This is a genomic window from Rhizobium sp. 05N49, from assembly GCF_056396805.1.
Genome location: NZ_JBFTME010000007.1, coordinates 91,164 through 115,374 on the forward strand (window position 1 = coordinate 91,164; position 24,211 = coordinate 115,374).

A 24,211-nucleotide genomic window follows, 5' to 3' on the forward strand; every position below is an offset into this window, starting at 1 on the left:
AATGAATCGGCAGGCTGAAGGACGGTTTTCCGATGCAATGGCAGGACCAGGCGATCATTCTTGGCGTCAAGCGCCACGGCGAGACGAGCGTCATCGCCGAGGTGATGACGCGCGAGCGCGGCCGCCATCTCGGTCTCGTCCGCTCCGGACGTTCGCGCACCATGCAGCCGGTACTGCAGCCCGGTAATGAGGTGGAAGTTACCTGGCGTGCGAGGCTGGATGAACATCTCGGTGAATTCCGCCTCGAGCCGGTGAAGCTGCGCGCGGCGCGGCTGATGGAGACGGCGACCGCCGTCTATGGCGTGCAGGCCATGGGCGCTTTGCTGCGCCTGCTCCCCGAACGCGACCCGCATCCGCATCTTTTCGAGGCGCTCGAAGTCATCCTCGACCATCTCCACAATCCCGCCGATGCGGGGGAGCTTTTCGTGCGCTTCGAGCTTGCAGTGCTGAACGATCTCGGCTTCGGGCTCGACCTGACGGAATGCGCCGCAACTGGCAATCGCACCGATCTTACCTATGTCTCGCCGAAATCCGGCCGTGCCGTCAGCCGGGATGCCGGCGAGCCATGGGCTGACAAGATGCTGCTTTTACCGGCTTTCCTGAGTGTGCAGGAAAACCACGCGGCCGATTTCGACAGCCTTGTAGCGGCATTCCGTCTGACCGGATTCTTTCTGCATCGCCACGTCTATGAACCGCGTGGTCTGGAAGCTTCGGCAGCCCGTGAAGGCTTCGTTCAGGCGGCGCTCAAGGCGCTGAATCCGGCTCCCCGGACGCTTTCGCGACCTGATGAGCTTTCTGCCTGAACAGTTTTTCATACCTGCAAAACAGTCTTCAGTTTTGGCGGTTTACCCCCGTGTGCCGCACCCCTATCTCTCGTTCGATAGGGAAAGCTTCTAAGCGCTCAAGGAGGAAGCCATGCTGACCAAGCCCGACACATCGACCACCATCACGCTCTGGAACGGGCAGGAGGTTCCTCGCCTCGGCATGGGCTGCTGGGCGATCGGCGGTCCGTTCTTCGCGGGCGATACGCCGCTCGGCTGGGGCGAGGTGGATGACAATGAATCCATCGCTGCGATCAACCGCGCGATCGACCTTGGCATTCGCTTCTTCGATACCGCCTCGAACTACGGCGCCGGCCACTCGGAAGAGGTTCTGGGACAGGCGATCGGCAATCGCGCCGATATCGTCATCGCCACCAAGTTCGGTTTTGCCACCAATCCGGAAACGAAGCAGGCGACCGGCGCCTTTGCCGATCCTGCCTTCATTCGTCAGTCCGTCGAGACGTCGCTCCGCCGGCTGAAGCGGGAGCGTCTTGATCTCCTGCAGTTCCATCTCAACGATTTTGCGCTGGATCAGTCCGACGCGGTCTTCGATACGCTGCAGGCCCTGCGGGAAGAGGGCAAGATCGATGCCTTCGGCTGGAGCACGGATTTCCCCGATCGCGCCGCCCGTCATATTCACCGCCCCGGCTTCGTTTCGATCCAGCATACGATGAACGTCTTCGAGCCGGTGCCTCGGATGATCGATGTGATCGAAAAGAACGGTCTCATCTCCATCAATCGCGGGCCGCTTGCCATGGGCCTGCTGACAGGCAAATTCACGCCGGACAAGGCCGTCGGCGCCAAGGACGTGCGCGGTGCAGCACTCGAATGGATGGTCTATTTCAAGGATGGCCGCATCGCGCCGGAATTTGCAGCAAGGCTCGATGCCGTACGCAGCCTGCTCACATCCGATGGACGCACGCTGACGCAGGGCGCACTCGCCTGGCTCTGGGCGCGCTCGCCGCGCACCCTGCCCATTCCAGGTTTCCGGACCGTAGCTCAGGTCGAGGAAAATGCCGGCGCACTGGAAAAGGGTCCGCTGCCGGCCAGTGTGATGGCGGAGATCGACGCGGCGCTGGCTCGCGTCTGAGGCTGCAAAGCATGTCGTGCAAAAGTGCGGAGCGGTTTTGCGATGACGACATGCGCAAAAACGAAGACCTAAAGCGTGGCAAGCGAATTCCGGGGATCGCGGCGCGCTTTAGGCTCGGGTGCGCACCTTGAAGGTCCAGCCTTCCGGCCGTGCCTCGATGATCTTTACCTCATCGCCGATCGCGACCTTGCCGGTGCCGCGTGGTGTCACGTTCCAGCCGAAAAGCGGGCCGGGGACCCGCCGGTCACCCGACATGCGGATCCGGCCCATGGCAGGCATGGGGTTCGCCACCTCGCGCGAACCCGTCAACTGGTCCTGCGTGGTCATGATGCAGCGGGCGCAGGGCTTGACGAGGTCGAAGCGGATGCCGGCGATCTCTATTGCAGCCCAGCGGTCCTCCGCCCAGGCCTCATCCGTGTCGATGACGATATTCGGCCGGAAACGCTCCATGCCGACCTCGCCTTCGGTATGCGCCGCGAGATCCGCGTTGAGTGCCTTCAGCGATCCCGTTGTCGTCACCAGGATCTGGTAGCCGTCCGAAAAGGTCACGGGCGTGCCTTCGCCCGCCCACTCGGCATTTGCCGTTCGTCTGGCGGCACCGTCGAAGAAGACGAGCTTCACCTCACGACCGAGCCATTCCGAAAGCCTGCCGTTGCTGTCGTCGTCGGCAACGGCAGCACTGACGGCCGATTTCCAGACCGTGACATCGAGCCGCCGCTCCGGATGCGGCGGCGGTACTGCGATATCGGCTTTGCCCTGCATCAGCAGGCGAAAGGCGCCGGTCTCCGGTCGTACGTCGATCCGGGCAAGGGCCGGAAGCTCGCGCTGCGTGATGAATTGCCCGTCCGCGTCCGTCACCATGGCGCGCCGATCGCCGGGCAGGCCGCAAGCATCGATCTCCGTGGAGGGCAGGGCAATGCCCCGGGCGCTCTTGAGCGGGTAGATGAAGAGATCGCTGACGCGCATCATAGGCTCCTAGATTTCATCCATAAATGCCGCGAGAAAGTCGCGCAGGCTCCTGTCGCGGGCGGCCGCCAGTTCGCGGCCGGTCCTGGTCTGGAAACCATCCGCCAGTTTGAACAGCTTCGTCTGGAAATGGTCAATCGCATAACGCTTGTCATCAAGCGGGCGGTCCCCGGCGGCGGGGTCGAAGGGATCGTAGAGGCCAGATCCAAGCCGCCCAGCTATATAGAAGCAGCGCGCCGCGCCCACCATGCCGATCGCATCGAGCCTGTCCGCGTCCTGCAGGATTTTTGCCTCCAGTGTTTCCGGCGGCACGTTCGCCGAGAAACTGTGCGCGGTGACTGCATGAGCGACATCAGCGATATCGTCGTCGCTCCAGCCAAGCTCTCTCAAGATCCGCGACGCTTTTTCCGCAGCAAGCGTTGATGCCTGGGCGCGCAGAGGTGAATTCTTCTCGACAGCGACGCAATCATGCAGCAGCACGGCAGCGGCCAGCACGTGGCCCTTGCCGCCTTCCGCGGCATGGATGCGCATGGCATTGCGGAAGACACGCAGGATATGAGCGAGGTCGTGGGATCCGTCGTCACCCTCGGTCGCATGCGGAATGAGCTCCGCAGCCAGGGACTCATGGGAGGAAAAGGCTTCAGCCTTGAACATCGTCGTCACCGGTTTTCAAAGGATTTGTATCCCATCGATAACGGCTTGGCCGGCGAGTCGCAACGTGCCGAAATCAACGCCGGAGTTTGACGAGTGGCGTAACGCTGTCTGTCTTTTTCGGCGGCATGCAAAGCATGAACGCGACGTCGCTGAAGGGTTTGGGGGGGCTTATGTAATAGCCCTGGATCTCGTCGCATGCCTCGCGTTCGAGCAGCGCCATCTGCTCTGCCGTTTCCACGCCCTCTACGGTGACGCGCATGCCGAGCGCATCGCCGAGCAGGATGATCGCGCGCATGATCGCATGCGCTTCCCTATGATCCACAATGTCGTTCACGAAGGACTTGTCGATCTTGATCTTGTCGAAGGGGAAGCTTGAGAGGTAGCTCAGCGACGAATAGCCGGTTCCAAAATCGTCCATGGAAATGCGGATGCCGCGCTCCTTGAGCGCATGCAGGACCGGCAACACCTCATCGCGATTTTCCATCAGCACGCTCTCGGTGATCTCCAGTTCGAGGCGCGAAGGCGAAAGTCCTGCCGCCGCCAGCGCCTCGCCGACATCTTTCGGCAGATCGCTGCTGCTGAACTGGATGGCCGAGACATTGACGGCAATCTTGATATCCTCGGGCCATTGCGCTGCATCGTTGCAGGCCTGGCGCAAAACCCAGCGGCCGATATCGACGACGAGGCCGACCTCTTCGGCAAGCGGAATGAATTCCATCGGCGAGACGCGGCCGCGCACCGGATGATTCCAGCGGATCAGCGCCTCGAAGCCGCTAATGCGATGCTGCGCCAGGTCGTAGAGAGGCTGGTAGTGAAGCTCGAATCGCTCGTTCTGCACGGCGGCACGCAAATCGGCCTCCAGCGCATGGCGGGCCTGTATCTTCTCGTCCATCTCGCCGGTGAAGAAACGTTCGTGCCGGCGCCCGTCGGCCTTGGCGTGGGAAAGAGCGACCGCCGCGTTGCGCAGCAGCTTGTCGGTCTCGACAGCATCGTCAGGGGCTATCGAAATGCCCATGGAAACGCTGAGTTCCACTTGCTTCTCGCCGCGGAAGAATGGTTCGCTGAGCTCGCGACGGATCTGGTCTGCAAGCGCGGTGACGTTCCAGGGCTGTTGGCGGCCAGTCTGCAGGATCGCGAATTCGTCCGAGCCGAGACGCGCAAGAATATTCTCCGAGCCTGCCGAGGCGCGGATGCGCTCTGCCACCTGTTGCAGGATCTTGTCGCCTGCGGAAACACCAAGCGTGTTGTTGATCGACTTGAACCGGTCGAGATTGAGATGCACGAGCGCGATCTGCTCATCCGGCCTGCGATCGGAAAGGGCTGCATCGATCTGCTCGCGGAAGCGAATGCGGTTCGGCAGGCCGGTCAGCGGATCGTGATGGGCGAGGTAGGTGATGCGTTCTGCTGCCTTGCGGTCTTCGGTAATGTCGGCATGAATGGCGATATTACTGCCATCGACAAGGATGGTGACGACGCTCTGGATGATGCGGCCGTCATCCATCCGCCATTCGCGCCTGCGGATGCGCCCCGCCTTCGAAGAGGTCTCCGGACCTTCTCTCCTGCCGCGGGTTCTGGCATGGGCCTGCTCCGTACCGCGTGTCTTGCGCATCAGGTCGGCAATCGCCGTACCGGGCATGACATCGTCATCGGCAAAGCCGAAAAGCTGGCGAAAACGCAGGTTGGAAAGGGTCAGCCGCTGGTCCGCACCGAACACACTGAGGCCGAGCGGCAGGTTGTTCAGGACGATTTCGAAGAGCTCGCGCTGTTCTGCAAGCGCCTGCCTGGTGAAACCGACAGTGGTCCGCAATTCGCGGTTTTCTGCGAGCAGCGTCTCGGCGCTGCGCTCGATTTCGCTATAGTCGCTCTCATGGCCACGATAGGTCGCGATCACGAGATCCATCAGATGCTCTGCATCGATCGATCCGTCCTCATCGACGGCCTGCGTGCACTGTTGCCAGAAAAGCGTCTCGGCTTTCATGCGCATAAACCCCCTTGCGGGACGGTTGCGATGGAAGCATGGCAAAAGGCGAAGGCGTCTTCGATTGGCAAAAGGTGCCAGATCGCGCCGAGCATAAAAAAGACCTTCCTAAAATGAATGCAAGAATCACTTTTTTTAAGTAGCAAGTAGCCGCTTCCAGCAACTCGCACGCGGCATCTTCTACCGCTCCGATTAATAATCGGTTGCAACCAGGCGACGCTTTATCGCTAGCCGGCAATTTGTTTGTATCTCGCAAACTACTGAAATACTGAGGAAACCTGGTTTCCAAGGGTAATTGGAAAGTGCCGTGGGAATGGGTGGTTACACTTTGTCAACTATGGTTAATCGGGAGTTAACAGCTTATTGACCGAAGCCGCAAATCAGTTTAGTCACCAGATCAGCCTTTGATATTTCCACCCGTGTACTGCGTACAGACTCTCACCGGAAGAAGCGGTGAACGGAGGTTTGTATGACTGCTCTTTCATCAGTTTCAGACATCTCTTATGCATATTTGGCAACGCTCTCGCGGCTTGATGCCAATGGCGACGGCGTCTTGAGCCGCACTGAACGCGCGGCAGATCAGAAGCCTGGCATCATCAGGGAATTCCTCGAAGAGGATGATTCCGGCAATTCGCAGCCGAAATATCCGAGCAGCCTCGCCGCGCTCATGATGGACTACGGCGACAACGGCTCGGGCGTCCCCTATGCGCTGCAGCAGGTTGCCCCCAATGCCGACGACCAGGCGACGCAGATCTATCGCAATACCTATGGCGAGTTCGATTTCGGTGTCGCCGCCTGAGCCTTGATCATTGGCGGTCGCAGTTGAGCCGGCCGCGCGCCGGCTTTTTCTTGCCTTTTAGGCGGGCAGGAACACCTTCCCTTTGTGAGCGTTGGGGCATAGTGCCCAAAACGGAAGGAAACCCGATGAAAATCATAGGCATCATCGCTGCCCTCGGTCTACTTGCAGCGGCGTCCCAGGGCTTTGCCCAGGACAAACAGACGGCGACGGCAAATTTTATCGGCCCTGATGGCAAGGAGTCCGGCCGCGCCACGTTGACTGCTGCGGCCAATGGCGGCGTTTTCATCGAGGCGGAAATCTCCGGCTTGCCGGCCAACAAGTGGGTCGGTTTCCACATCCATGAGACAGGCCGCTGCGATGCCGCAACGCATCATCAATCAGCCGGGGGTCATTTCAATCCGACCAAGGCAGAGCACGGTTTCCTGGCCGCCAAGGGACCGCATGCMGGAGATATGCCGAACCAGTATGTCGGTCAGGATGGCATATTGCGCGCACAGGTCTTCGATACGATGATCACGCTCGACGGCAAGGAAGATGGGGTGCGTGGCCGCGCGCTGATGGTGCATGCCGATTCCGATGATTATCGAACCCAGCCTACGGGCGGCGCCGGCGACAGGATCGCCTGCGGGGTGATCAAATAAGTTATGGCTGCGTCTGGGGGGATGCCTTCGGCGTCCTCTTGCGGGCCGAAACCCTGACCTGCGTTTCCTCTGGTGCCGGTTCGGGAAGGGGCGCGCTCGAAACCTCTGCCGGAGCGTCGCCAACCTCGCCCTTCTTGTCAAAGGCAAGCTTGACGCGCTTGATCATGTCGCGACTGAGGTCCCACCAGTCCCCGGTCGATGCCCAGTAGCGCAACGTCACGCTGACCGCACTGTCGCTGAGACTATCGATGAAGACGCTCGGCGCCGGCGTCTTGAGGACGCGCTTGTCTGCGGTTGCAAGTTTCATCAGCGTCTCCATGACGAGATCGAGATCCTCCTGATGGGTTACGTTGATCTTCACTTCGTTCTGCCGCGTCGGCTGGCGGCTATAATTCGTGATCGGTGTATTCCAGAGCGTGGAATTCGGCGCCAGCCGGTAGAGACCGTCTCCGGTTCTCAGTTCCGTGGCAAACAGGCCGATCTCGAGAACCGTTCCCGAGACACTGCTTGTCTCAATATATTCCCCGACGCGCAGCGGACGAAGCACCAACAGCATGATGCCGGCCGCGATATTCTGCAGCGTGCCCTGCAGCGCCAGGCCGACGGCAAGTCCGGCAGCGCCGAGAGTCGCGATAATCGATGCCGTCTGTACGCCGAACTGCGCGAGGACGGTGACAAAGACCAGCACCAGCAACGCGTAGCGCACGACATTGGTGAAGAAACGGGCGAGCGTCTCGTCGATGCCGCGCACGCGCGAGATGCCCTCGTATGCCCAGCGGCTGATGAGGCTCGCCGCCACCCACCCGACGATGAGCAGGATGATCGCCCCGAGGATGGAGAAGGAATATTGTACGGCAAGCGCGCTCGCCTGATCGAGTGCCGAGCGGGTTGCGATGATAAGGTCGGTGGCCTGTTGTTCCATCGGGTGCTCCTCGAATGCTTCGTCGAGGGCTAGATGGAGCAGGGGCGATGTGCGTCAACCGTTCGAATTGTCCCTGACGGGCAATACGAAGGGTGCGTTGCCGTCGGCCTCGGCACCACGGCCAATGGCCTTCACGGCATCGACGAGCCGGCCGCGCCGGCCAAGCAGCGCATCGCCGATTTCGACGATTCGAGCATTCGGCGTCGCTTGGGGCGAGACGGTTCGCAGCCGCCGCGCAAGCGCCATATCCTCCTGCTCCGGCGCGAGCGAGAGAGCCGCTATCAGTGCTGCGGCTGGTGAGCGCGATACACCCATCCAGCAATGAACAAGCAACGGTGCTTCCTGCTGCCAGCCGGCAGCAAAATCGATGATCGCCCGCACGTGCTTTTCGTCGGGCGCCACGAGATCACCCGTGCCCTTGAAAGCAATATCGTTCATGTTGAGCAGCAGATGCCGGTCAGCCTGGATGACGCCCGGCCGGTGAAAGGCCTGTTCCTTCGCCATCAGGCTGATCATCTCGCGCGCCTTGTGCCGTACGGCCATTTCGCCGATACGTGCCAGGGGAGAAACCACGATCACGGTCACGCGCCGACACTCCGCTTCGCCTCGATCTCGGCGAAACGTTCGCAGAAGAGCCGCTGCGCTTCGAGCGCCGGGACGGGATCGATCAAGAGCATGTCTCGCGTGATGCCGCGCGGCTGGCCGAAGAATTTCTGCGCTTCGGCCGGCGTGAAGCCGGCAAGAACAGTCGCCTCGAAATAGGCGGCAATCGTATCGGCCTTCTTGATCTTGTCCTTGAGCTCACGGGAGGCGTGCGGCGGCAGACCGAAGCGCAGGTGTACAGCCGCCTCGAGCCGCTTCTCGACGGTCTTGTATCCGCCGCCGACGACAGCCTTGAAGGGGGAGATCATATCGCCGATCACATATTCGGGTGCATCATGCAGCAGCGCCATCAGGCAATCGCCGGGTGTTGCCTCGTTGAAATGCCGGAAGATGAACTCGACGACCAGGCAGTGCTGGGCAACAGAAAAGGCATGGTCGCCCGACGTCTGGCCGTTCCAGCGGGCGACACGGGCAAGTCCATGGGCGATATCGCTCAATTCGACATCGAGCGGCGAGGGATCGAGCAGATCGAGCCGCCGGCCGGAGAGCATGCGTTGCCAGGCACGCGGAGCCTTCGCCGTCACGCGCTGGCCTCGTCGGAGGAGGTCGGAAAGCTGAGCCCGGACCAGGAAGGCAGGCTGAGTGTCACGGAGATCTCGCCGGCAAGCAGCGGCGTGCCCGATGCCATGGCTTCGCCGGCGCGGTCGATCCGCACGATCGCCAGTCCGCTCGCTCCCTCGACGGAACCGAGCGTGCCGACCGGCTTGCCATTCGCGGTGATTTCGGTGCCGCTGGCAGGCAGTGCGGCACCTGCCGAAACGGTCACGACACGGCGCCGCGCCGTACCGCGATGGTGCATGCGCGACACCACTTCCTGCCCGACATAGCAGCCCTTCTTGAAGGAGAGGCCGCCGTTGAAATCCATCAGTACGTCATGCGGGAAGGCGTCCTGCAGAGCGTAATCCGGACCTGACGTGACGATGCCGTTCTCTATTCGCAGCGCGTCGTAGAGCGCCGCGTCATCGTTGCCATGATGACCGGCACGACGCAGAACGATGACGTTGGCCTTGGCAAAGCGGCTATCCCCAACGCCATCTTTGGCATCCTCGCCCCAGGAAACGGTCACGCCGTCTTCGGCAACTGGCGTCAGTGTCACCGGCGCACGAAGACGATACATGGTCAGCCGCTTCAGCAGGGCTTCTCGCTGGGTCGCATCCGTTTCGATGATGAAACCGTCGCCGTCGCGCCAGATCATGAAGTCGAACAGGATCTTGCCCTGCGGCGTCAGCAATGCGCCGGGCCGCGCCTCGTCCGTGCCGAGCGAAACGATGTCGGTGGTGATCAGATTCTGCAGGAAGGACTCTGCCTCCGCCCCGCCGATGGCGATGAGCGAGCGGTCTTTCAGGAATACGGCTGGCATGGCGGAACCTGTCGCGTTGGTGATCGACCAGAGGTAAGTCTTTGAAGCGGAGGGTGCAAGCGCTCGACGCATCGGCCTGAAAATCGGAACTGATTTTCGAGAGGCCTGATGCGTAGATTCATGGGCTTGGTGCGTCGGAATCGACGCCCAGATCTCTGGCCTCAGTCGCCGGCCGTGAAGAACTTCCATTTGCCGTCCGGCGCGATGCCGACGCGATAGAAGTTATAGCCGCCGAATTCCTGCATGTCAGAGAGATCGCCTGCGGTGACGATGCGCAGCAATTCCACGCGTTCCGGCGGCGTCAGCGTTTTCAGGTCTTTCTCGGCAAAATAGGGCCAGACGTACATCTCCTCGGGCGTGCCCTGGCCGACATGTACGAAGCCGGTCGAGATGACGTCGAGCATGATGGCCAGAATTTCGTCGCCATCGGGGTCGCCGGAGAGATCCTTCAGTGTGCCGATCGGATCGTCAGTGGGTTCGCCGACCGTTACCTGTGTCTGGTCGGCACCGGTCCCCATCAGCGGACGCAGGCGTTCCAGATCGCCTGATGCGGCTGCCTCGACGATCTGTTCGCGCATCCTGCGCACCGGTTCCGGTGCCTTGTTGATGTCGTAGATCACTTCGACGGGCTTGGAAGCGTCGGACGCGCCCGGCGTCTTGTCGACCCTCTGGCCGCTGTCTTTGTTGACGAGCGGATCGGGCTGGGGAATGCCGGGCGAACCGGTCTGTGGTGCAGTCGGCTGCTGAGGGCTCTGCTGCGCCGTAGCGGGCGCATCGGGTTGGCCCGGGATCTTCTGAAGTTCGGAAAGTGCGTAGGCGGAAGAGGCGGACAGCATGCTGCCTGCGGCAATGCCGACGGCGAGCAGGACCGGCGCGAGCGGAATTCGCGAGGAAATATCTTTACCGGTACGCATGAAACTCTCTGTATTGCCCTTATTGCAGGGTCCTGTTGGTGGAAAACTCACCTGCCAGCATGCGGTCACGCAGCGAGTCCAGCAAGGCCTCGGCGCTACCTTCTCCATGCAGTCTGATCGTCTCGCGCAGTGCATGTGCAATTGCAGCATCGGCAATGATTTCAGGCTCGATGCCGTCGGCCATGCCGTCGGCCCAAGCCTCGTTCTGGTATTCCAGAGCCGCCTGCATCTTTTCGTGGACGATCATGTCGTCGATGTCGTTGAGGCTTGGTTCCATTGTCTTTTCCTCAGAACTTCTCATGTCTTACCGCTACGTTAACAACACTAACAGCCTTTTCCCAAAACGACACGTGCGCATGCGAAAACAGGTTAATTAAACGTTAATTTCCAAAGCGCGAAGTAATTTCTGTGGCGAGTGTTGCACCTTCGTTACGGTAGCGTTCCTCTGCCACGATGGCCGCTTGCGTGCAATCCGTGTAAACCGAGGCGAATGCTCGGTATCCGCGATTGAAGGCTGCGGTCAGTTTTTCCTTGCGCTGCGGCTCTCCATTCGTTTCAGAATCAAGCAGTTGCTGCATGTTGGCCCGCCACTCGTCCGCACCCGGCGCCTTGCAGAGCGTGCGCAGATAATGCACCGAACCCAGGACCTCGGCCAGCCGCGCCAGCTTGTCGTCATAGGGTACGACCGCAACCTGCGGCACGACCTCCTCTGGCGGCGGAGCCGCGTTTTTGCCGCCCTGCGCCCCTCCTTGTGCCCCGCCTTGCGCCATTGTGGAACCGGCCCAGACGAGGCCACCGAAGACAAGGGATGACAAGACAACGCGTCGAACGGGAATCATGCTCATAGTTGATACAGGGAGCGTGACAGGAACAAGGCAGATACGGCAGTTTCCACTTCTATTCTAGCGAGTGCGCCTCATTCATCGGCCGCCAGCCGCTCGGCGCATTCGAGCACGCTCTGCGGCACCGGCATGCGCCGGATCTCCTCCACGCTGTACCAGCCGATCGCTGCAGCATCGTCAGCGGCTTCGGCCACCAGGTGGCGGTCCGCCTCGACGCGGAAGACGGAAAGGAAGAAATGGCTGTTGATGCTGCCATCGGGCGCATGCGTCTTCAGGTCATAGGTCGAAAACAGGCGCGGATTTCGTGCCTGAATTCCCGTCTCTTCGAGAAATTCGCGCAATGCCGTTTCCTCGGGCGTCTCGCCAGGTTCGCCTCGTCCACCGGGAAAGGCATACATATCGGCCGAAGGCGGGTTTCGCCTGAGCACGAGAAGGAACCGGCCATCACGTTCAAGGATGGCGGAGGAGGCGGGTTTGGCCTGGGAGGTCATTGCTTTGCACGCTTTGCTGTGATGTCGCCTTATCCCATGGCCGGCGCACCTTGCGCAACCGTCGGCATTGCGTGGAATATGGCGTCACGATTCCTGCGAGACGCCGTTGACCTACCTCATCTATGCCCTTGCCGCCCTCTTTGAAATTGCCGGCTGCTTCGCTTTCTGGGCCTGGCTGCGCCTGGCAAGGCCTGTCTGGTGGCTGGCGCCGGGCATGGTGTCGCTGGCCTTGTTCGCTTGGCTGCTGACGCTCGTGCCGAGCGAGGCGGCCGGACGCACTTTTGCTGCCTACGGCGGCATTTATATCGTCGCCTCGCTTCTGTGGCTCTGGCTGGTCGAAAGCCGCATTCCCGACCGCTGGGATATCGGCGGCGCGCTGGTCTGCCTTGCCGGCACGGCGATCATCCTTTTTGCACCGCGTGGCTGAAGCTTTTCCACGAAAGATGTGCAGCGCCGTCCCATTCGCAATTGCTTGAGGGCAAACCGCCTTGACCGATGTCGGGCACGATGAAAGAAACCCGTATGTGTGGACGTTTTGCCCTGACAGAAGTGGTCAAGGATATCGCCGAAGCTTTCAGCCTTGCCGAGCTGGAAGGCTTTCCGGCGCGCTACAATATCGCGCCGACGCAGCCGATCCTCGTTGTCATCTCGGGTGAGGGGCAGGAGCCGGGCAGCAACCTGCCGGACCGCCGTGCGCTTCTGGTGCGCTGGGGCTTCACGCCGGGCTGGGTCAAGAATCCCAAGGAATTTCCGCTGCTGATCAACGCGCGCTCGGAAACGGCAATCGGAAAAGCCTCCTTCCGTGCCGCCATGCGCCATCGCCGCATCCTGATCCCGACTTCCGGCTTCTACGAATGGCATCGCCCTTCGAAGGAGAGTGGCGAGAAGGCGCAGGCCTATTGGATCCGGCCACGCAGAGGTGGTGTCATCGCCTTTGCCGGTCTCATGGAAACCTGGTCCTCGGCCGACGGTTCGGAGGTCGATACCGGCGCCATTTTGACGACCAGGGCCAACGGCGCAATCTCCTCGATCCATGACCGCATGCCGGTCGTCATCCAACCGGAGGATTTTGCCCGCTGGCTGGATTGCAAGACACAGGAACCGCGCGCGGTCGTTGACCTGATGCGGCCGGTTCAGGAGGATTTCTTCGAGGCGATCCCGGTTTCCGACAGGGTCAACAAGGTCGCAAATATGGGGCCGGACCTTCAAGATCCGATACCGCTCGAAAAGGCGCAGAAGCTTCCGCAGAAGAAGTCACCCGACAGTGGCCAGCTCAGTTTCTTCTGAAACCTGAGCCCGCTATCCGCTGAGTGGAAAATCCGGTGATCTCTGTTGGTCCGGTTGCGGCCAGCGGCGCGTCTCTTGCTGCCCACTATAGCCAAACCCGCCGCATGGCGGGCTCCGGATATCACTATCGGCATCACTATGAGCCGGCTGGTAATCCGCCTGCTCGTGCGTTTCTTCGCGCCCGCTTAGGCGAGCTTCTTGACCGGTGCCGGCTTTGCCATCATCGAGGCAGCGGCCACTGCCTTGAGGCCGAGCGGGCGGTAGTTGGTGGCGAGATCCGGCTTGGCTGCCTGCTGCTGTTCCGACTTCTTCGAGGTCACGATACTCTCCTTACGTGTTTCTCTAGAATTTTATGTATCATGCTCTTTTGTCTGAAATAGCGACAAAAGAGAGGCGCGGCTTATCAGGAAATGTAACCACGGACCATAATTCGCGAGGCTTAACTGAAACCTACGTTCGTTAATACTTACTTAATAAAGTGAATGCTCAGATATGACGACCGATGTCGTCTTCGCCGATACCGGGCTCTTCGATGGTCAGCGTGCCATATTTGCGCTTCCATTTTCGCGCGCCGAAGGGCAGCGAAACAAGGTAGGCACAGACGGTGACGACCATGACTTCCCAGGTGAAGCTCATCAGCATCGCGACGTAGATCACGACACCGAGCATGGCTGGCAGCACGAGATCGCGCCGCATCCGGCTCTCGGATTTGCCGGACCAGACCGGCAGGCGGCTGATGAGCAGGAAGGCGATGAGGACCGTGTATCCCGAGGAGAGGAACGCGAAGGTCCGGTCGGCGGTGAGGCCCAGAAAACCGAGATAGACGGGCAGAAGCACCAGCATCGCGCCGGCAGGGGCGGGCACGCCGACGAAATATTCCGATTGCCAGGCCGCGCGATTCTCGCGTTCCGACATCACGTTGAAGCGCGCGAGCCTGAGGCCGGCGGCGATCGTGTAGATGAGCGCGGCGATCCAGCCGAGCGAGCGCGCCTGGTCGAGCGCATAGACATAGACCACGAGGGCAGGGGCGACGCCGAAATTGACGATGTCGGCAAGCGAATCCATCTGCGCGCCGAATTTCGACGTGGCCTTCATCAGCCGCGCCACACGACCGTCTATGCCGTCGAGGAAGGCTGCGAGGAGCACCATGGCGACAGCGAGCTCATAACGAGCTTCAAAGGCAAGCCGGATGCCCGTCAGGCCGGCGCAGATGGCAAGGATGGTGATGAGGTTCGGAACGACAAGCCGGATCGGAATCTCACGCAGACGCGGCCCGCGGGCCGAATCATCGTTCGGGCCATTCGGTTCGAAGGGCGGAAAGGGTGGCTCCATATCGCGCTCTCCTGAAAATTAGCTGCGGCGGCTGATGACCGGACCCTTTGCCGAGGCGAATTCGGCAATGACCGTCTCACCGGCAACCGCCGTTTGGCCGAGCGAGACTCGCGGCGCGGCACCCGCCGGCAGGAATACGTCGAGACGCGAGCCGAAGCGAATGAGGCCGATACGTTCGCCGGCATCGACCGGTTCGTTGACATGCGAGAAGCAGAGGATGCGCCGCGCAACGAGACCGGCGATCTGCACCACGCCGATCTGGCCGTGGCGGGTCTCGACGACGAGGCCGTTGCGTTCGTTCTCCTCGCTCGCCTTGTCGAGTTCGGCATTCACGAAGGTGCCGGGGCGATAATTGATGCTGACGATGCGGCCGCGCATCGGTGCGCGGTTCACATGGCAGTTGAAAACATTCATGAAGACAGAGATCCGCAGCATCGGCTCACTGCCGAGATTGAGCTCGGCGGGCGGTGTGACCATCTGGATCGAAGAGACCTTACCGTCGGCAGGCGAAATGACGAGATCATCGTCCTGTGGCGTGACGCGCTCCGGGTCACGGAAGAAATAGGCGCACCAGAGCGTCAGGATCAGACCGATCCAGAAGAGCGGCTTGAAGATCCAGCCCAATACGAGCGACGCGACGAAAAAGGCGGCAACGAAGGGATACCCTTCCTTGTGCACCGGTACGATCGTGTTGCGAACCGTATCGAACAAGCTCATGAATGCCGGTCTCCTGTCGTTTTTCGTATCCGCTGGTTACAGAAAAACGACCTGATGAGCAATGGCGCGGATCTCAGGCCGCCTTCGATGCATCGGTTCTAAACAATAAAACAGACAGTTCCGCCTGTCTGCAGCTAGCTTGCCGGCGCCAGCCGGTTGACGATGCCGAGCTCGTCGCTCTCGCGAACCTGCTTGAGATGCTCCTCGGCCTGTGTCGCCTCGCGCTGGCGGTTCCACATCGACGCGTAGAGGCCGTTCTGTTCGAGAAGGGCGGCATGCGTGCCGCGTTCGGCGATCTCGCCGCTCTTCAACACGATGATCTCGTCCGCGCCGATCACGGTGGAGAGGCGGTGGGCGATGACCAGCGTCGTGCGGTTCTTGGAAACGACATCGAGTGCCGTCTGGATTTCCCGCTCCGTCGTCGTGTCGAGCGCCGAGGTCGCCTCGTCGAGGATGAGGATCGGCGGAGCCTTCAGGATGGTGCGGGCAATTGCCACGCGCTGTTTCTCGCCACCGGAAAGTTTCAGTCCGCGCTCACCGACCTTGGTTTCGAACCCTTCGGGCAGCATCTCGATGAAATGACCGATCTGTGCGATTTCGGCCGCCTGCTTCACCTCGGCTTCATCAGCCGAAGGGCGGCCATAGCGGATGTTATAGGCAACGGTGTCGTTGAAAAGAACCGTATCCTGCGGCACCATGCCGATCACGGAGCGCAGGCTCTTCTGCGTGATGGTGCGGATGTCCTGCCCGTCGACGGTGATGGAACCGCTCTGGATATCGTAGAAACGATAGAGCAGGCGCGACAGCGTCGATTTGCCGGCGCCCGAAGGGCCGACGACGGCAACCGTCTTGCCGGCGGGCACGTCGAAGGAAATGCCTTTCAGGATCGGCCGGGCCGGATCATAGGAGAAATGCACATCCTTGAAGGAGATGGCACCCTGGCCGATGGCGAGCGCCTTCGCACCGGGCGCGTCCAGAACCTCGGCCTTCACCTCCAGAAGATCGAACATCTGCTCGATATCGATCAAGCCCTGGCGGATTTCACGGTAGACGAAGCCGATGAAGTTCAGCGGCACCGAAAGCTGCAGCAGCATGGAATTGATGAAGACGAAATCGCCGACCGTGTGCTCGCCACGCTGGACCGACCAGGCCGAGAGGACGAGCATGATCGTCGTGCCGATGCCGAAGATCACGCCCTGGCCGAAGTTCAGCCAGCCGAGCGAGGTCCACACGTCAGTTGCAGCCTTTTCGTAGCGCTCCATCGACTTGTCGAAGCGCTTGGCCTCCATCTCCTCGTTGCCGAAATATTTGACCGTCTCGAAGTTGAGGAGGGAGTCGATCGCCTTGGTATTGGCGTCCGTATCGCTCTCGTTCATCGTCCGGCGGATGGAGATGCGCCAGTCGGAGGCGCGGATCGTGAACCAGATATAGGCCCAGACGGTAAAGGCGGTAACGGCGAGATAGGAGAAACCGTAGCCCCACCAGAAGATTGCCGCCGTCAGCACGAATTCGATGACTGTCGGGATCGAATTCAGGATGGTGAAACGCACGATCGTTTCGATGCCCTTGGTGCCGCGCTCGATGATGCGCGAAAGCCCGCCCGTCTTGCGCTCCAGATGGAAGCGCAGGGAAAGCTCGTGCATGTGCACGAAGGTGCGGTAGGCAAGCTGGCGCACCGCATATTGACCGACGCTGGCAAAGAGCGAATCCCTGAGCTGGTTGAGGCCGAGCTGGATGAGACGCGTCAGGTTATAGGCGATGACGAGGGCTGTCGCGCCGATCAGCAGCGGCGGCAACGTGCCCTGAAGGTCCATCCTGCCGTTCAGCGCGTCGGTCGACCACTTGAAGAAATAGGGCACCAGCAGCAGTACGAATTTCGAGATGAGCAGATAGACCGAAGCCCAGACGACCCGCATCCTCAGATCCGGCCTGTCCTTCGGCCACATGTAGGGCCAAAGATTGTAGAGCGTTCCCAACAGGTTGGAGTCTGAAACTGTCTTGCCGTTTGCCATGCGTGTCTCCAGCCCGGCGGGCCGCTGTCGCCGCGGCCTGTCGCCGCCCCCGCGAGATATGCCACCGGATGGCGGATTACAACATTGATAGGGATTTTATAGGCGAGGTGTTGCGCGTCGGCCCTAACGGAAACGGCGGCCGATGGGCCGCCGTTTTTTGATTTAGAGATGTCCGCCCGAGAGCCGCTTGCGATGCAGCTCCTCGGCATTCGGAAGCGCATCCTTCGGGAGGCCGAAGACCTGGCCAGGACGGATGCGGTCCGGATTGAGGATCTTGTCCTCATTGGCGATGTAGATCGTCGTATAGCGCACACCAAGGCCGTAGGTGCGCCGGGAGATCTGCCAGAGCGTATCGCCACGGCGGATGATGACCGCGTTGTTGTTTGCCGTCAGCGGTGCCTGCTCGATCGTCTTCGGCTGGCTGGCGTCCGATACCTCGTTTGAGGGCATCGGCGCGACATTGGCACCGGGAGCCGTCAGTTCGGCGATGATCGCGCCGAGCTTGTCGAGTGCCGCGCCGACCGACTTGGCATCCTTCGGCAAGCTCTGCAGCATTGTCAGCGCATTCGCCGCAACATGTGAGGCGGAGGAAGATGCCTGCTTGATGGCGTCGGTCGCATCGATGCCCGGATGGAAGTCGACGAGAGAGCGCAGTGCGAACTCGGTGGCCGAGCGGGCTGCCGCAAGCTGCTCGACTCCCGGCACCTTGCCATCTGCGAACAGGCCCTTCAGCAGGCCGAAGGCTTTCGTCGCATCGCCCTTGAGCTTGCCGAGCTGGCCCTCGTCGAGCGGCACCGCCGCCTGATTGACATTGGCATTGTTGCCGGACTGCGCGGCAACCGTGACCTGATCGCCTTCCGGACGGTTGAAATTGACGGTCGCGCGGATGAGGACCTTGCCCGTGCCATCGACGACATCGACACGGATCTTGTGATCGCCGACCGGGAGGTCCATCGCGCCGCTGATAACGAAGTGACCATCCGGCTCCGCCGTATCCTGGCCGATCAGCGCGTCATCGGCGTAACCGATAACCTTGGCATTGGCGCGCGCCGTGCCAGCCACGAAGATCTTGTTGCCTTCGATCTCGACGGCAGTGATCATCACATCGGCAGCAGCAGTACCTTGCTGAGTACCGGGAACAGGAAGTGCCGTATTGGCCGCATCACCTGATGTTGCGGGCATATTCGGCGTCTGCATCGCAACCTGGTTGCTCGGAGCGCCATTAGGCGCAGGCTGCGCGTTGTCGGCCGTCGGCGGATTGCCCGCAGATGCGTCGCTGACAGCCGGCGGCGCCGCGCTGGCGACCTCAGCCTTCGGCGCGGTGATGATGCGGCTTGCCGTGCCGGGCTTGGAAACCATGGCGAGAAGCTCGCTGCCGCTGCCGTCCTTCGGCACGGAAACGGTCGCAACTTCCTCGGACAGCGTGATCTTGCCGTCCTTGCCGGTTACCTTCAGCACCAGCTGGTGGTCGCCTGCCGGAAGCGGGTTGTCGAGAACGGCGGCAAAATCGCCGGTGCCGTCGACATCGGTCGTCACGACCACCTTGTCGCCATCGAGCACCTCCAGCTTGCCATTCGGCTCGGCCGAGCCTGCAATGACGGTCGAACCGTCCGGCTCCACCCGCAGTACGTCAAAAGCCGGGATCTTCGGGCCGGTATTGGAAGCAGCATCCGCTGCCGGAGCAGTCTGGCTATTGGCTGCAGCCGGCTGGCCGGCTGGCTCCGGCGCACCGGTGAGCGCCGCTTCGGCCCGTGCAAGGGCAGCCAGCACGTCGGCGGCGTTTTCGGGCAGATTCCGGATGATGTCGCGCGCCTTGCCGGCACCGTCCTTCGCCCTGGAAACGAGGCCCGCAGTGGTGGTGTCGAGGCCATCCGGTGCCGCGAAATCTGCGATCGCGGTCAGCGCGCTCACAGTCGCAGTCTTGGCGCCTGCAAGCGCATCGGCGGCGGGCACCTTGCCATCGGCAAACAGCGCCTTCAGGCCGGAAAGAGACCGCACGGCATCGGCGGTGAGACTGCCGATCTTCTGGGCGGCCTCTGCGGCGTCAGCGGCAGTGGAGCGGGAAGTCTTAGACGCTTCGTTAACCGTGTTGTTGACCTCGGTGCCGGCCTGGTTGATCGCGTCGCCGACCTTCGCCACATCAGAGCCGAGCCGGGGCATGACGAAAAACACCATCAGTATGATTGCGATTACGAGCACTGCGAGGGCCAGCAAGCCGGCACGGTTTTTCATCATTGCGTCTCCAAAGGCGGCAAATTGCCGTAGTATTCAGAAATTGCTAGCGATTCCCGTTGCTTTGCACAAGCATTCAAAGCAAATACGCAAGCTCCGGACGTCGCTTTTCAGTCAATTTTCTTGACTGCATTGAAATGGAATAGTTGTTTTTCCCTTATGACCGAACAATCTGTATCGATTCGATCCATTTGCGTTTACTGCGGCTCTCGGCCGGGACGCGATCCTTCCCATATGGCTGCCGGCCGCGCGCTTGGAAAAGAGATCGCGGAATATGGCCTTCGCCTGATCTACGGCGGCGGCACAAAGGGCATCATGGGTGCTGTGGCCAGCGGGACCCTATCCAACGGTGGTCAGGTGACGGGCATCATTCCCGAGTTCCTGATCGACATGGAGGCGACTCGCCATTCCCTGGGCCAGCTCAACGAACTTATTGTAACCCCTGACATGCATGCGCGCAAACACACGATGTTCGAGCGCTCCGATGCTTTCGTGGCGCTGCCGGGAGGTATCGGCACTCTGGAAGAGATCGTCGAGATCATGACCTGGGCGCAGCTCGGCCGTCACGAAAAGCCGATGGTCTTTGCCAATATCAACGGCTTCTGGGATCCGATGATGGAGCTTCTGCGCCACATGACGGGCGAGGGCTTCCTGCACACCGCCCATCGCGTGCAGCCGCTGGTCATCGACGAGATCTCGGGCATCATCCCGGCCATCATGGCGCAGGCGGCAGAGCTTGCCGCCGACCGTGACGGCGAGGACGACGTGATTTCGAAAATGTAGTCTCTCAAGCAATTCCAGCCGCACGTTGCGCAACGCTTCGGTGGCCGGAATTGCGTGAAAACGGGCGCGGCTCTAACGTCCGCGCGTCGTCGTCAACATCGACCAGCTGTAGAGGAACAGGCCGGCCCAGATCAGTGGGAAGGCAATCATCCGCGCCGTATCCATCTCTTCGTGAAAGACGAAGACGGCGATGAGGAAGATCATCGTCGGCGCGATATACTGCATGATGCCGATGGTCGAGAGCCGGAGCAGCTTGGCGCCATTGGCGTAGATCATCAGGGGTACGGCGGTGATCAGTCCGCAGCCAAGCAGCAAGGCGGTATCGCTAAAGCCGGTGCGGTAGAAGTGCCCTTCGCCGCTGACGAATTCCAGGTAGAGGATGTAGAGCAGGGCGGGCAGGCTGAGGATCAGCACTTCCAGGAAGAAGCCCTGGTTCGGCCCAAGCGGCAGCGTCTTGCGAAACAGGGCATAGAAGCCCCAGCTGAACGCCAGCGTCAGCGCCACCCAGGGAATGCCGCCGCTGTCGAAGGCGAGCACGACGACCGCAAGGCCGGCAAGGCAGATCGCAGCAATCTGCAACGGCTGCAGTTTTTCTTTCAGGAGCACGGCGCCGAGGAAGATGCTGAAGAGCGGATTGATAAAATAGCCCATGGCCGCATCGAGCGAATGGCCGGCGCCGATCGCCCAGACATAGGTGCCCCAGTTCACGGTGATCAGTGCCGCAGTCATCATGGCCATGGCGAGCATGCGTGGAGAGCGCAGCGCGACCTTGATATCCTGCGTGCGTCCGAGCACCAGAAGCACGATACCGGCAAGCGGCAGCGACCACACGATACGATGGGCAATGACTTCGGCAGGCGAAATATGCGCGACCGCCTTCATGTAGATCGGCAGAAAGCCCCAAAGAAGATAGGCCGTCAGCGCGAAGGCAAAGCCGCGTGGACTGTCTTCGTTCTTGATCAAGGGGGCGCTTGCATCGGCAGACATCGGGTGTTTCCATCTTTGTTCTGTTTCTGATCCGCATTAGCTTAAGCGGCGTGAATAGGCCAATTCATTTCGTTGAATGGAACAGCACCTGCAGGGCCGCGAAAAGAGGCAAGCATGGACGAAACTGACCTGGCGGTCTGCCGGCAAGCCTATGCCGCCCAGATGCTGGCAAAGATGGGGGTCGCTGACGACGAGCGGCTAAGGCAGATCTTTGCCACAGTGCCGAGAGAAGATTTCCTGGACCCGCCGCCGTGGCGCATGGCGAATGGAATTGGCTATCAGGACATGCCGTCAACCGATCCCGTCATCCTCTATCAGGATGTCCTCATCGCGCTACAGGAAGAACGGCAGGTCAACAATGGCAGCCCCTCGCTACATGCGCTCGGTCTCCACTGGCTTGCGCCGCAGCCGGGGGAAACGGCCTGCCACATCGGTGCCGGCGGCGGTTACTACACCGCCATGCTGTCGCATCTGGTCGGCAGCGACGGCCATGTCACGGCGATCGAATACGACAGGGAGCTCGCCGCTCGCGCGAGCGTCAATCTGGCGCCCTATGGCAATGTCGAGCTTGTCTGCGGCAACGGCCTGGAATGGCCGAAATCGTCTGCCGATGCGATCTACGTCAATTTCGCGACCCACCGGCCTGCCGATCCTTGGATCGGCAATCTCTCAGTCGGCGGCCGGCTGATCTTTCCGCTCTCTGCTCCCTCCCGCGACGGCAACGACAATCTGCGGCCGCGCAGTGCCCGCGGCGGCTTCTTCCTGATCAGGCGCACGGCCACGGAATACAGCGCCCGCTACCTCAGTCCTACCGTCTTCGTCTGGGGCCATGCCGCATCAGGGACGATCGAGACCTATAAGGCACTGGAATCCACCTTCCGGCATGGCGGTATGGAGAAGGTCACACGGCTGCGCTGGAAGGTGCCGAAGCAGGAGGACGAATGGTATTCGGAGGAGGACTGGGGCCTCCTGTAGAGCATTTCCGTTTTCGTTCGAGAGACGGAAATGCTCTATCTCCTTGTTTTCAAGCAATTCCGGGCGCAAACCGCAGCACAGTTTTGCTGGAATGCTCCAGCTCACTCGGCAGCGATCTTGCCGGCAAGTTGCCGGTTCTTCATCAGCTTGTAGATGACCGAGTCCATCAATGCCTGGAACGAGGCGTCGATGATGTTTTCGGAAACGCCGACCGTCCACCAGCGCACACCGCTGGAATCGGTCGATTCAATCAGAACGCGGGTGATGGCCTCGGTGCCGCCATTGAGGATACGCACCTTGAAATCGGCGAGCACCAGATCGTCGATCTCATGCTGATATTTGCCGAAATCCTTGCGCAGCGCGAGGTCGAGCGCATTGACCGGGCCTTCCGCTTCCGCCACCGACATCAGCGTCTGGCCATCGATGGCGATTTTCACGACGGCTTCGGAGACGATCTTTATGCGCCCGTGGGAATCGAAGCGCCGTTCGATCATCACCCGGAAGCCTTCGATCGTGAAAAAATCCGGGATTGTGCCCATGGTGCGCCGCGCCAGAAGCTCGAAGCTCGCATCGGCGCCCTCGTAGGCATAGCCGGAAGCCTCGCGCTCCTTGACGATCGAAATCAGGAGATCGAGCTTCGGATCGTCCTTTGCGACGTCGATGCCGCGCCGCCTCAGCGCATTGATGAAATTCGCCTTGCCGCCCTGATCCGAGACCATGACCTTGCGGAAGTTGCCGACACTTTCCGGCGGCACGTGTTCGTATGTGCGCGGGTCCTTCAGCAGCGCCGAGGCATGGATGCCGGCCTTCGTCGCGAAGGCGGAGGCGCCGACATAGGGCATCTGATGATCCGGCGAGCGGTTGAGCAACTCGTCGAAGGCATGCGACAGGCGAGTGAGGTTGGTCAGCCGCTCGGCGTCGATCGCGGTTTCGAAACGCGTATTGTAAGCGCTCTTCAGCGCCAGCGTCGGGATCAGCGTCACCAGATTGGCATTGCCGCAGCGTTCGCCGATGCCGTTCAGCGTGCCCTGGATCTGGCGGACACCGGCCTCGACGGCAGCAAGCGAATTGGCAACGGCCTGGCCGGTATCGTTATGCGCATGGATACCGAGACAGTGCCCCGGCACGCCGAAGGCGATCACCGCCTCGACGATTGCGCGCACTTCCGGCGGCTGCGTGCCGCCATTGGTGTCGCAGAGCACCACCCAACGCGCGCCGTTCTCATAGGCGGTCTTCGCACAGGCGAGCGCATATTCCGGATTGGCCTTGTAGCCATCGAAGAAATGCTCGCAGTCGACCATCGCCTCCTTGCCGGCGGCAACGACGGCCTTGACGCTCTCGGCAATGGATTCGAGATTTTCCTCGTTGGTGCAGCCAAGCGCCACCTGCACGTGATAATCCCAGCTCTTCGCGACAAAACAGACCGCGTCGCTGCGCGCCTGCAGGAGCCCGGCTATCCCCGGATCGTTGGAGACGGAAACACCCGGCCGCTTCGTCATTCCGAAGGCGACGAAGGAGGCCTGGCTCGTACGCTTTTCGGCGAAGAAGGCAGTATCGGTCGGGTTTGCCCCGGGATAACCGCCCTCGACATAGTCGAGCCCGAACTCGTCCAGCATGCTTGCAATCGCAATCTTGTCCTCGACGGAAAAGTCGATGCCGGGCGTCTGCTGCCCGTCCCGAAGCGTCGTGTCGAAGAGGTAGATTCTTTCGCGTGCCATAGTGGTGTTTCCTGTCGCCGCTTGCGG

At 61.0% G+C, this 24,211-nt stretch carries 25 protein-coding genes and 1 pseudogene; 8 read left to right on the top strand and 18 right to left on the bottom strand.

Annotated elements, in window-relative coordinates; all coding sequences use genetic code 11:
- The first annotated feature begins 32 nt into the window (after positions 1 to 32).
- On the top strand, positions 33 to 803 hold the full coding sequence (gene recO / locus AC1DF8_RS15865; protein ID WP_478154138.1) for a DNA repair protein RecO: 771 nt from the start codon (positions 33 to 35) through the stop codon (positions 801 to 803).
- A 112-nt stretch (positions 804 to 915) separates the two neighbouring features.
- Positions 916 to 1,911, top strand: a complete 996-nt coding sequence (locus tag AC1DF8_RS15870; RefSeq protein ID WP_478154139.1) for an aldo/keto reductase — start codon at positions 916 to 918, stop codon at positions 1,909 to 1,911.
- A 108-nt stretch (positions 1,912 to 2,019) separates the two neighbouring features.
- Here AC1DF8_RS15870 and AC1DF8_RS15875 read toward each other — a convergent pair whose 3' ends face one another.
- The 3 genes from AC1DF8_RS15875 to AC1DF8_RS15885 form a co-directional block, all read right to left on the bottom strand.
- A complete protein-coding gene (locus AC1DF8_RS15875) occupies positions 2,020 to 2,877 on the bottom strand; it encodes an MOSC domain-containing protein (protein WP_478154140.1) in 858 nt (285 codons plus the stop codon).
- Positions 2,878 to 2,886: 9 nt separating this feature from the next.
- Positions 2,887 to 3,531, bottom strand: coding sequence for an HD domain-containing protein (locus AC1DF8_RS15880; protein WP_478154141.1), 645 nt, complete (start codon positions 3,529 to 3,531; stop codon positions 2,887 to 2,889).
- Between the two features lie 73 nt (positions 3,532 to 3,604).
- Positions 3,605 to 5,509, bottom strand: coding sequence for a putative bifunctional diguanylate cyclase/phosphodiesterase (locus AC1DF8_RS15885; protein ID WP_478154142.1), 1,905 nt, complete (start codon positions 5,507 to 5,509; stop codon positions 3,605 to 3,607).
- Positions 5,510 to 5,978: 469 nt separating this feature from the next.
- Here AC1DF8_RS15885 and AC1DF8_RS15890 point away from each other — a divergent pair, with 469 nt between their 5' ends.
- Complete coding sequence (locus tag AC1DF8_RS15890) at positions 5,979 to 6,308, top strand: hypothetical protein (RefSeq protein WP_478154143.1); 330 nt, start codon at positions 5,979 to 5,981, stop codon at positions 6,306 to 6,308.
- 125 nt (positions 6,309 to 6,433) lie between these two features.
- On the top strand, positions 6,434 to 6,949 hold the full coding sequence (locus tag AC1DF8_RS15895) for a superoxide dismutase family protein (RefSeq protein ID WP_112967974.1): 516 nt from the start codon (positions 6,434 to 6,436) through the stop codon (positions 6,947 to 6,949).
- Position 6,950: 1 nt separating this feature from the next.
- Here AC1DF8_RS15895 and AC1DF8_RS15900 read toward each other — a convergent pair whose 3' ends face one another.
- The 8 genes from AC1DF8_RS15900 to AC1DF8_RS15935 form a co-directional block, all read right to left on the bottom strand.
- Entirely contained in the window at positions 6,951 to 7,871 is a 921-nt protein-coding gene (locus tag AC1DF8_RS15900; RefSeq protein ID WP_113202838.1) for a mechanosensitive ion channel domain-containing protein, read from the bottom strand.
- A 54-nt stretch (positions 7,872 to 7,925) separates the two neighbouring features.
- Positions 7,926 to 8,456 (bottom strand): tyrosine phosphatase family protein, encoded by a 531-nt coding sequence (locus AC1DF8_RS15905; RefSeq protein ID WP_113013912.1) that lies wholly within the window; start codon positions 8,454 to 8,456, stop codon positions 7,926 to 7,928.
- On the bottom strand, positions 8,453 to 9,025 hold the full coding sequence (locus tag AC1DF8_RS15910) for a YfbR-like 5'-deoxynucleotidase (RefSeq protein WP_210299457.1): 573 nt from the start codon (positions 9,023 to 9,025) through the stop codon (positions 8,453 to 8,455). The genes AC1DF8_RS15905 and AC1DF8_RS15910 overlap by 4 nt, the downstream gene beginning before the upstream one ends.
- A 29-nt stretch (positions 9,026 to 9,054) precedes the next feature.
- A complete protein-coding gene (gene ygfZ, locus AC1DF8_RS15915) occupies positions 9,055 to 9,894 on the bottom strand; it encodes a CAF17-like 4Fe-4S cluster assembly/insertion protein YgfZ (protein ID WP_478154144.1) in 840 nt (279 codons plus the stop codon).
- 161 nt (positions 9,895 to 10,055) lie between these two features.
- On the bottom strand, positions 10,056 to 10,808 hold the full coding sequence (locus AC1DF8_RS15920) for a hypothetical protein (RefSeq protein ID WP_478154145.1): 753 nt from the start codon (positions 10,806 to 10,808) through the stop codon (positions 10,056 to 10,058).
- A 19-nt stretch (positions 10,809 to 10,827) separates the two neighbouring features.
- Positions 10,828 to 11,085 (bottom strand): hypothetical protein, encoded by a 258-nt coding sequence (locus AC1DF8_RS15925; protein WP_018115578.1) that lies wholly within the window; start codon positions 11,083 to 11,085, stop codon positions 10,828 to 10,830.
- Positions 11,086 to 11,188: 103 nt separating this feature from the next.
- A complete protein-coding gene (locus tag AC1DF8_RS15930; protein ID WP_113114945.1) occupies positions 11,189 to 11,647 on the bottom strand; it encodes a TIGR02301 family protein in 459 nt (152 codons plus the stop codon).
- 77 nt (positions 11,648 to 11,724) lie between these two features.
- Positions 11,725 to 12,141 (bottom strand): NUDIX hydrolase, encoded by a 417-nt coding sequence (locus AC1DF8_RS15935; protein ID WP_478154146.1) that lies wholly within the window; start codon positions 12,139 to 12,141, stop codon positions 11,725 to 11,727.
- A gap of 106 nt (positions 12,142 to 12,247) precedes the next feature.
- Between AC1DF8_RS15935 and AC1DF8_RS15940 the strand changes: the two genes are divergently transcribed.
- On the top strand, positions 12,248 to 12,568 hold the full coding sequence (locus AC1DF8_RS15940) for a YnfA family protein (protein WP_478154147.1): 321 nt from the start codon (positions 12,248 to 12,250) through the stop codon (positions 12,566 to 12,568).
- 95 nt (positions 12,569 to 12,663) lie between these two features.
- Positions 12,664 to 13,428, top strand: coding sequence for an SOS response-associated peptidase (locus AC1DF8_RS15945; protein WP_478154148.1), 765 nt, complete (start codon positions 12,664 to 12,666; stop codon positions 13,426 to 13,428).
- A gap of 185 nt (positions 13,429 to 13,613) precedes the next feature.
- Here the strand turns inward: AC1DF8_RS15945 and AC1DF8_RS15950 are convergent, their stop codons facing one another.
- The 5 genes and pseudogenes from AC1DF8_RS15950 to AC1DF8_RS15970 all read right to left on the bottom strand — a co-directional run bounded on the left by AC1DF8_RS15950 (position 13,614) and on the right by AC1DF8_RS15970 (position 19,724).
- Positions 13,614 to 13,748, bottom strand: a complete 135-nt coding sequence (locus AC1DF8_RS15950) for a hypothetical protein (protein ID WP_018115574.1) — start codon at positions 13,746 to 13,748, stop codon at positions 13,614 to 13,616.
- Between the two features lie 166 nt (positions 13,749 to 13,914).
- Positions 13,915 to 14,760 carry a CDP-diacylglycerol--serine O-phosphatidyltransferase gene (gene pssA, locus AC1DF8_RS15955; protein WP_018115573.1) on the bottom strand — a complete coding sequence of 282 codons (846 nt, stop codon included), beginning with the start codon at positions 14,758 to 14,760 and terminating at the stop codon, positions 13,915 to 13,917.
- Between the two features lie 18 nt (positions 14,761 to 14,778).
- Positions 14,779 to 15,480: pseudogene (locus AC1DF8_RS15960) on the bottom strand (phosphatidylserine decarboxylase); the annotation flags it as partial.
- Positions 15,481 to 15,611: 131 nt separating this feature from the next.
- Positions 15,612 to 17,489, bottom strand: a complete 1,878-nt coding sequence (locus AC1DF8_RS15965) for an ABCB family ABC transporter ATP-binding protein/permease (protein ID WP_018115571.1) — start codon at positions 17,487 to 17,489, stop codon at positions 15,612 to 15,614.
- A gap of 162 nt (positions 17,490 to 17,651) precedes the next feature.
- Complete coding sequence (locus tag AC1DF8_RS15970; RefSeq protein WP_478154149.1) at positions 17,652 to 19,724, bottom strand: LysM peptidoglycan-binding domain-containing protein; 2,073 nt, start codon at positions 19,722 to 19,724, stop codon at positions 17,652 to 17,654.
- A 156-nt stretch (positions 19,725 to 19,880) separates the two neighbouring features.
- Here AC1DF8_RS15970 and AC1DF8_RS15975 point away from each other — a divergent pair, with 156 nt between their 5' ends.
- Entirely contained in the window at positions 19,881 to 20,504 is a 624-nt protein-coding gene (locus AC1DF8_RS15975; RefSeq protein WP_029616531.1) for an LOG family protein, read from the top strand.
- Between the two features lie 72 nt (positions 20,505 to 20,576).
- Here AC1DF8_RS15975 and rarD read toward each other — a convergent pair whose 3' ends face one another.
- Positions 20,577 to 21,491, bottom strand: a complete 915-nt coding sequence (rarD, locus tag AC1DF8_RS15980) for an EamA family transporter RarD (protein WP_112967978.1) — start codon at positions 21,489 to 21,491, stop codon at positions 20,577 to 20,579.
- 114 nt (positions 21,492 to 21,605) lie between these two features.
- Between rarD and AC1DF8_RS15985 the strand changes: the two genes are divergently transcribed.
- Complete coding sequence (locus tag AC1DF8_RS15985; RefSeq protein ID WP_113212440.1) at positions 21,606 to 22,466, top strand: methyltransferase domain-containing protein; 861 nt, start codon at positions 21,606 to 21,608, stop codon at positions 22,464 to 22,466.
- A gap of 101 nt (positions 22,467 to 22,567) precedes the next feature.
- Here AC1DF8_RS15985 and cimA read toward each other — a convergent pair whose 3' ends face one another.
- Positions 22,568 to 24,184 carry a citramalate synthase gene (gene cimA / locus AC1DF8_RS15990; protein WP_113208487.1) on the bottom strand — a complete coding sequence of 539 codons (1,617 nt, stop codon included), beginning with the start codon at positions 24,182 to 24,184 and terminating at the stop codon, positions 22,568 to 22,570.
- Between the last annotated feature and the right edge of the window lie 27 nt (positions 24,185 to 24,211).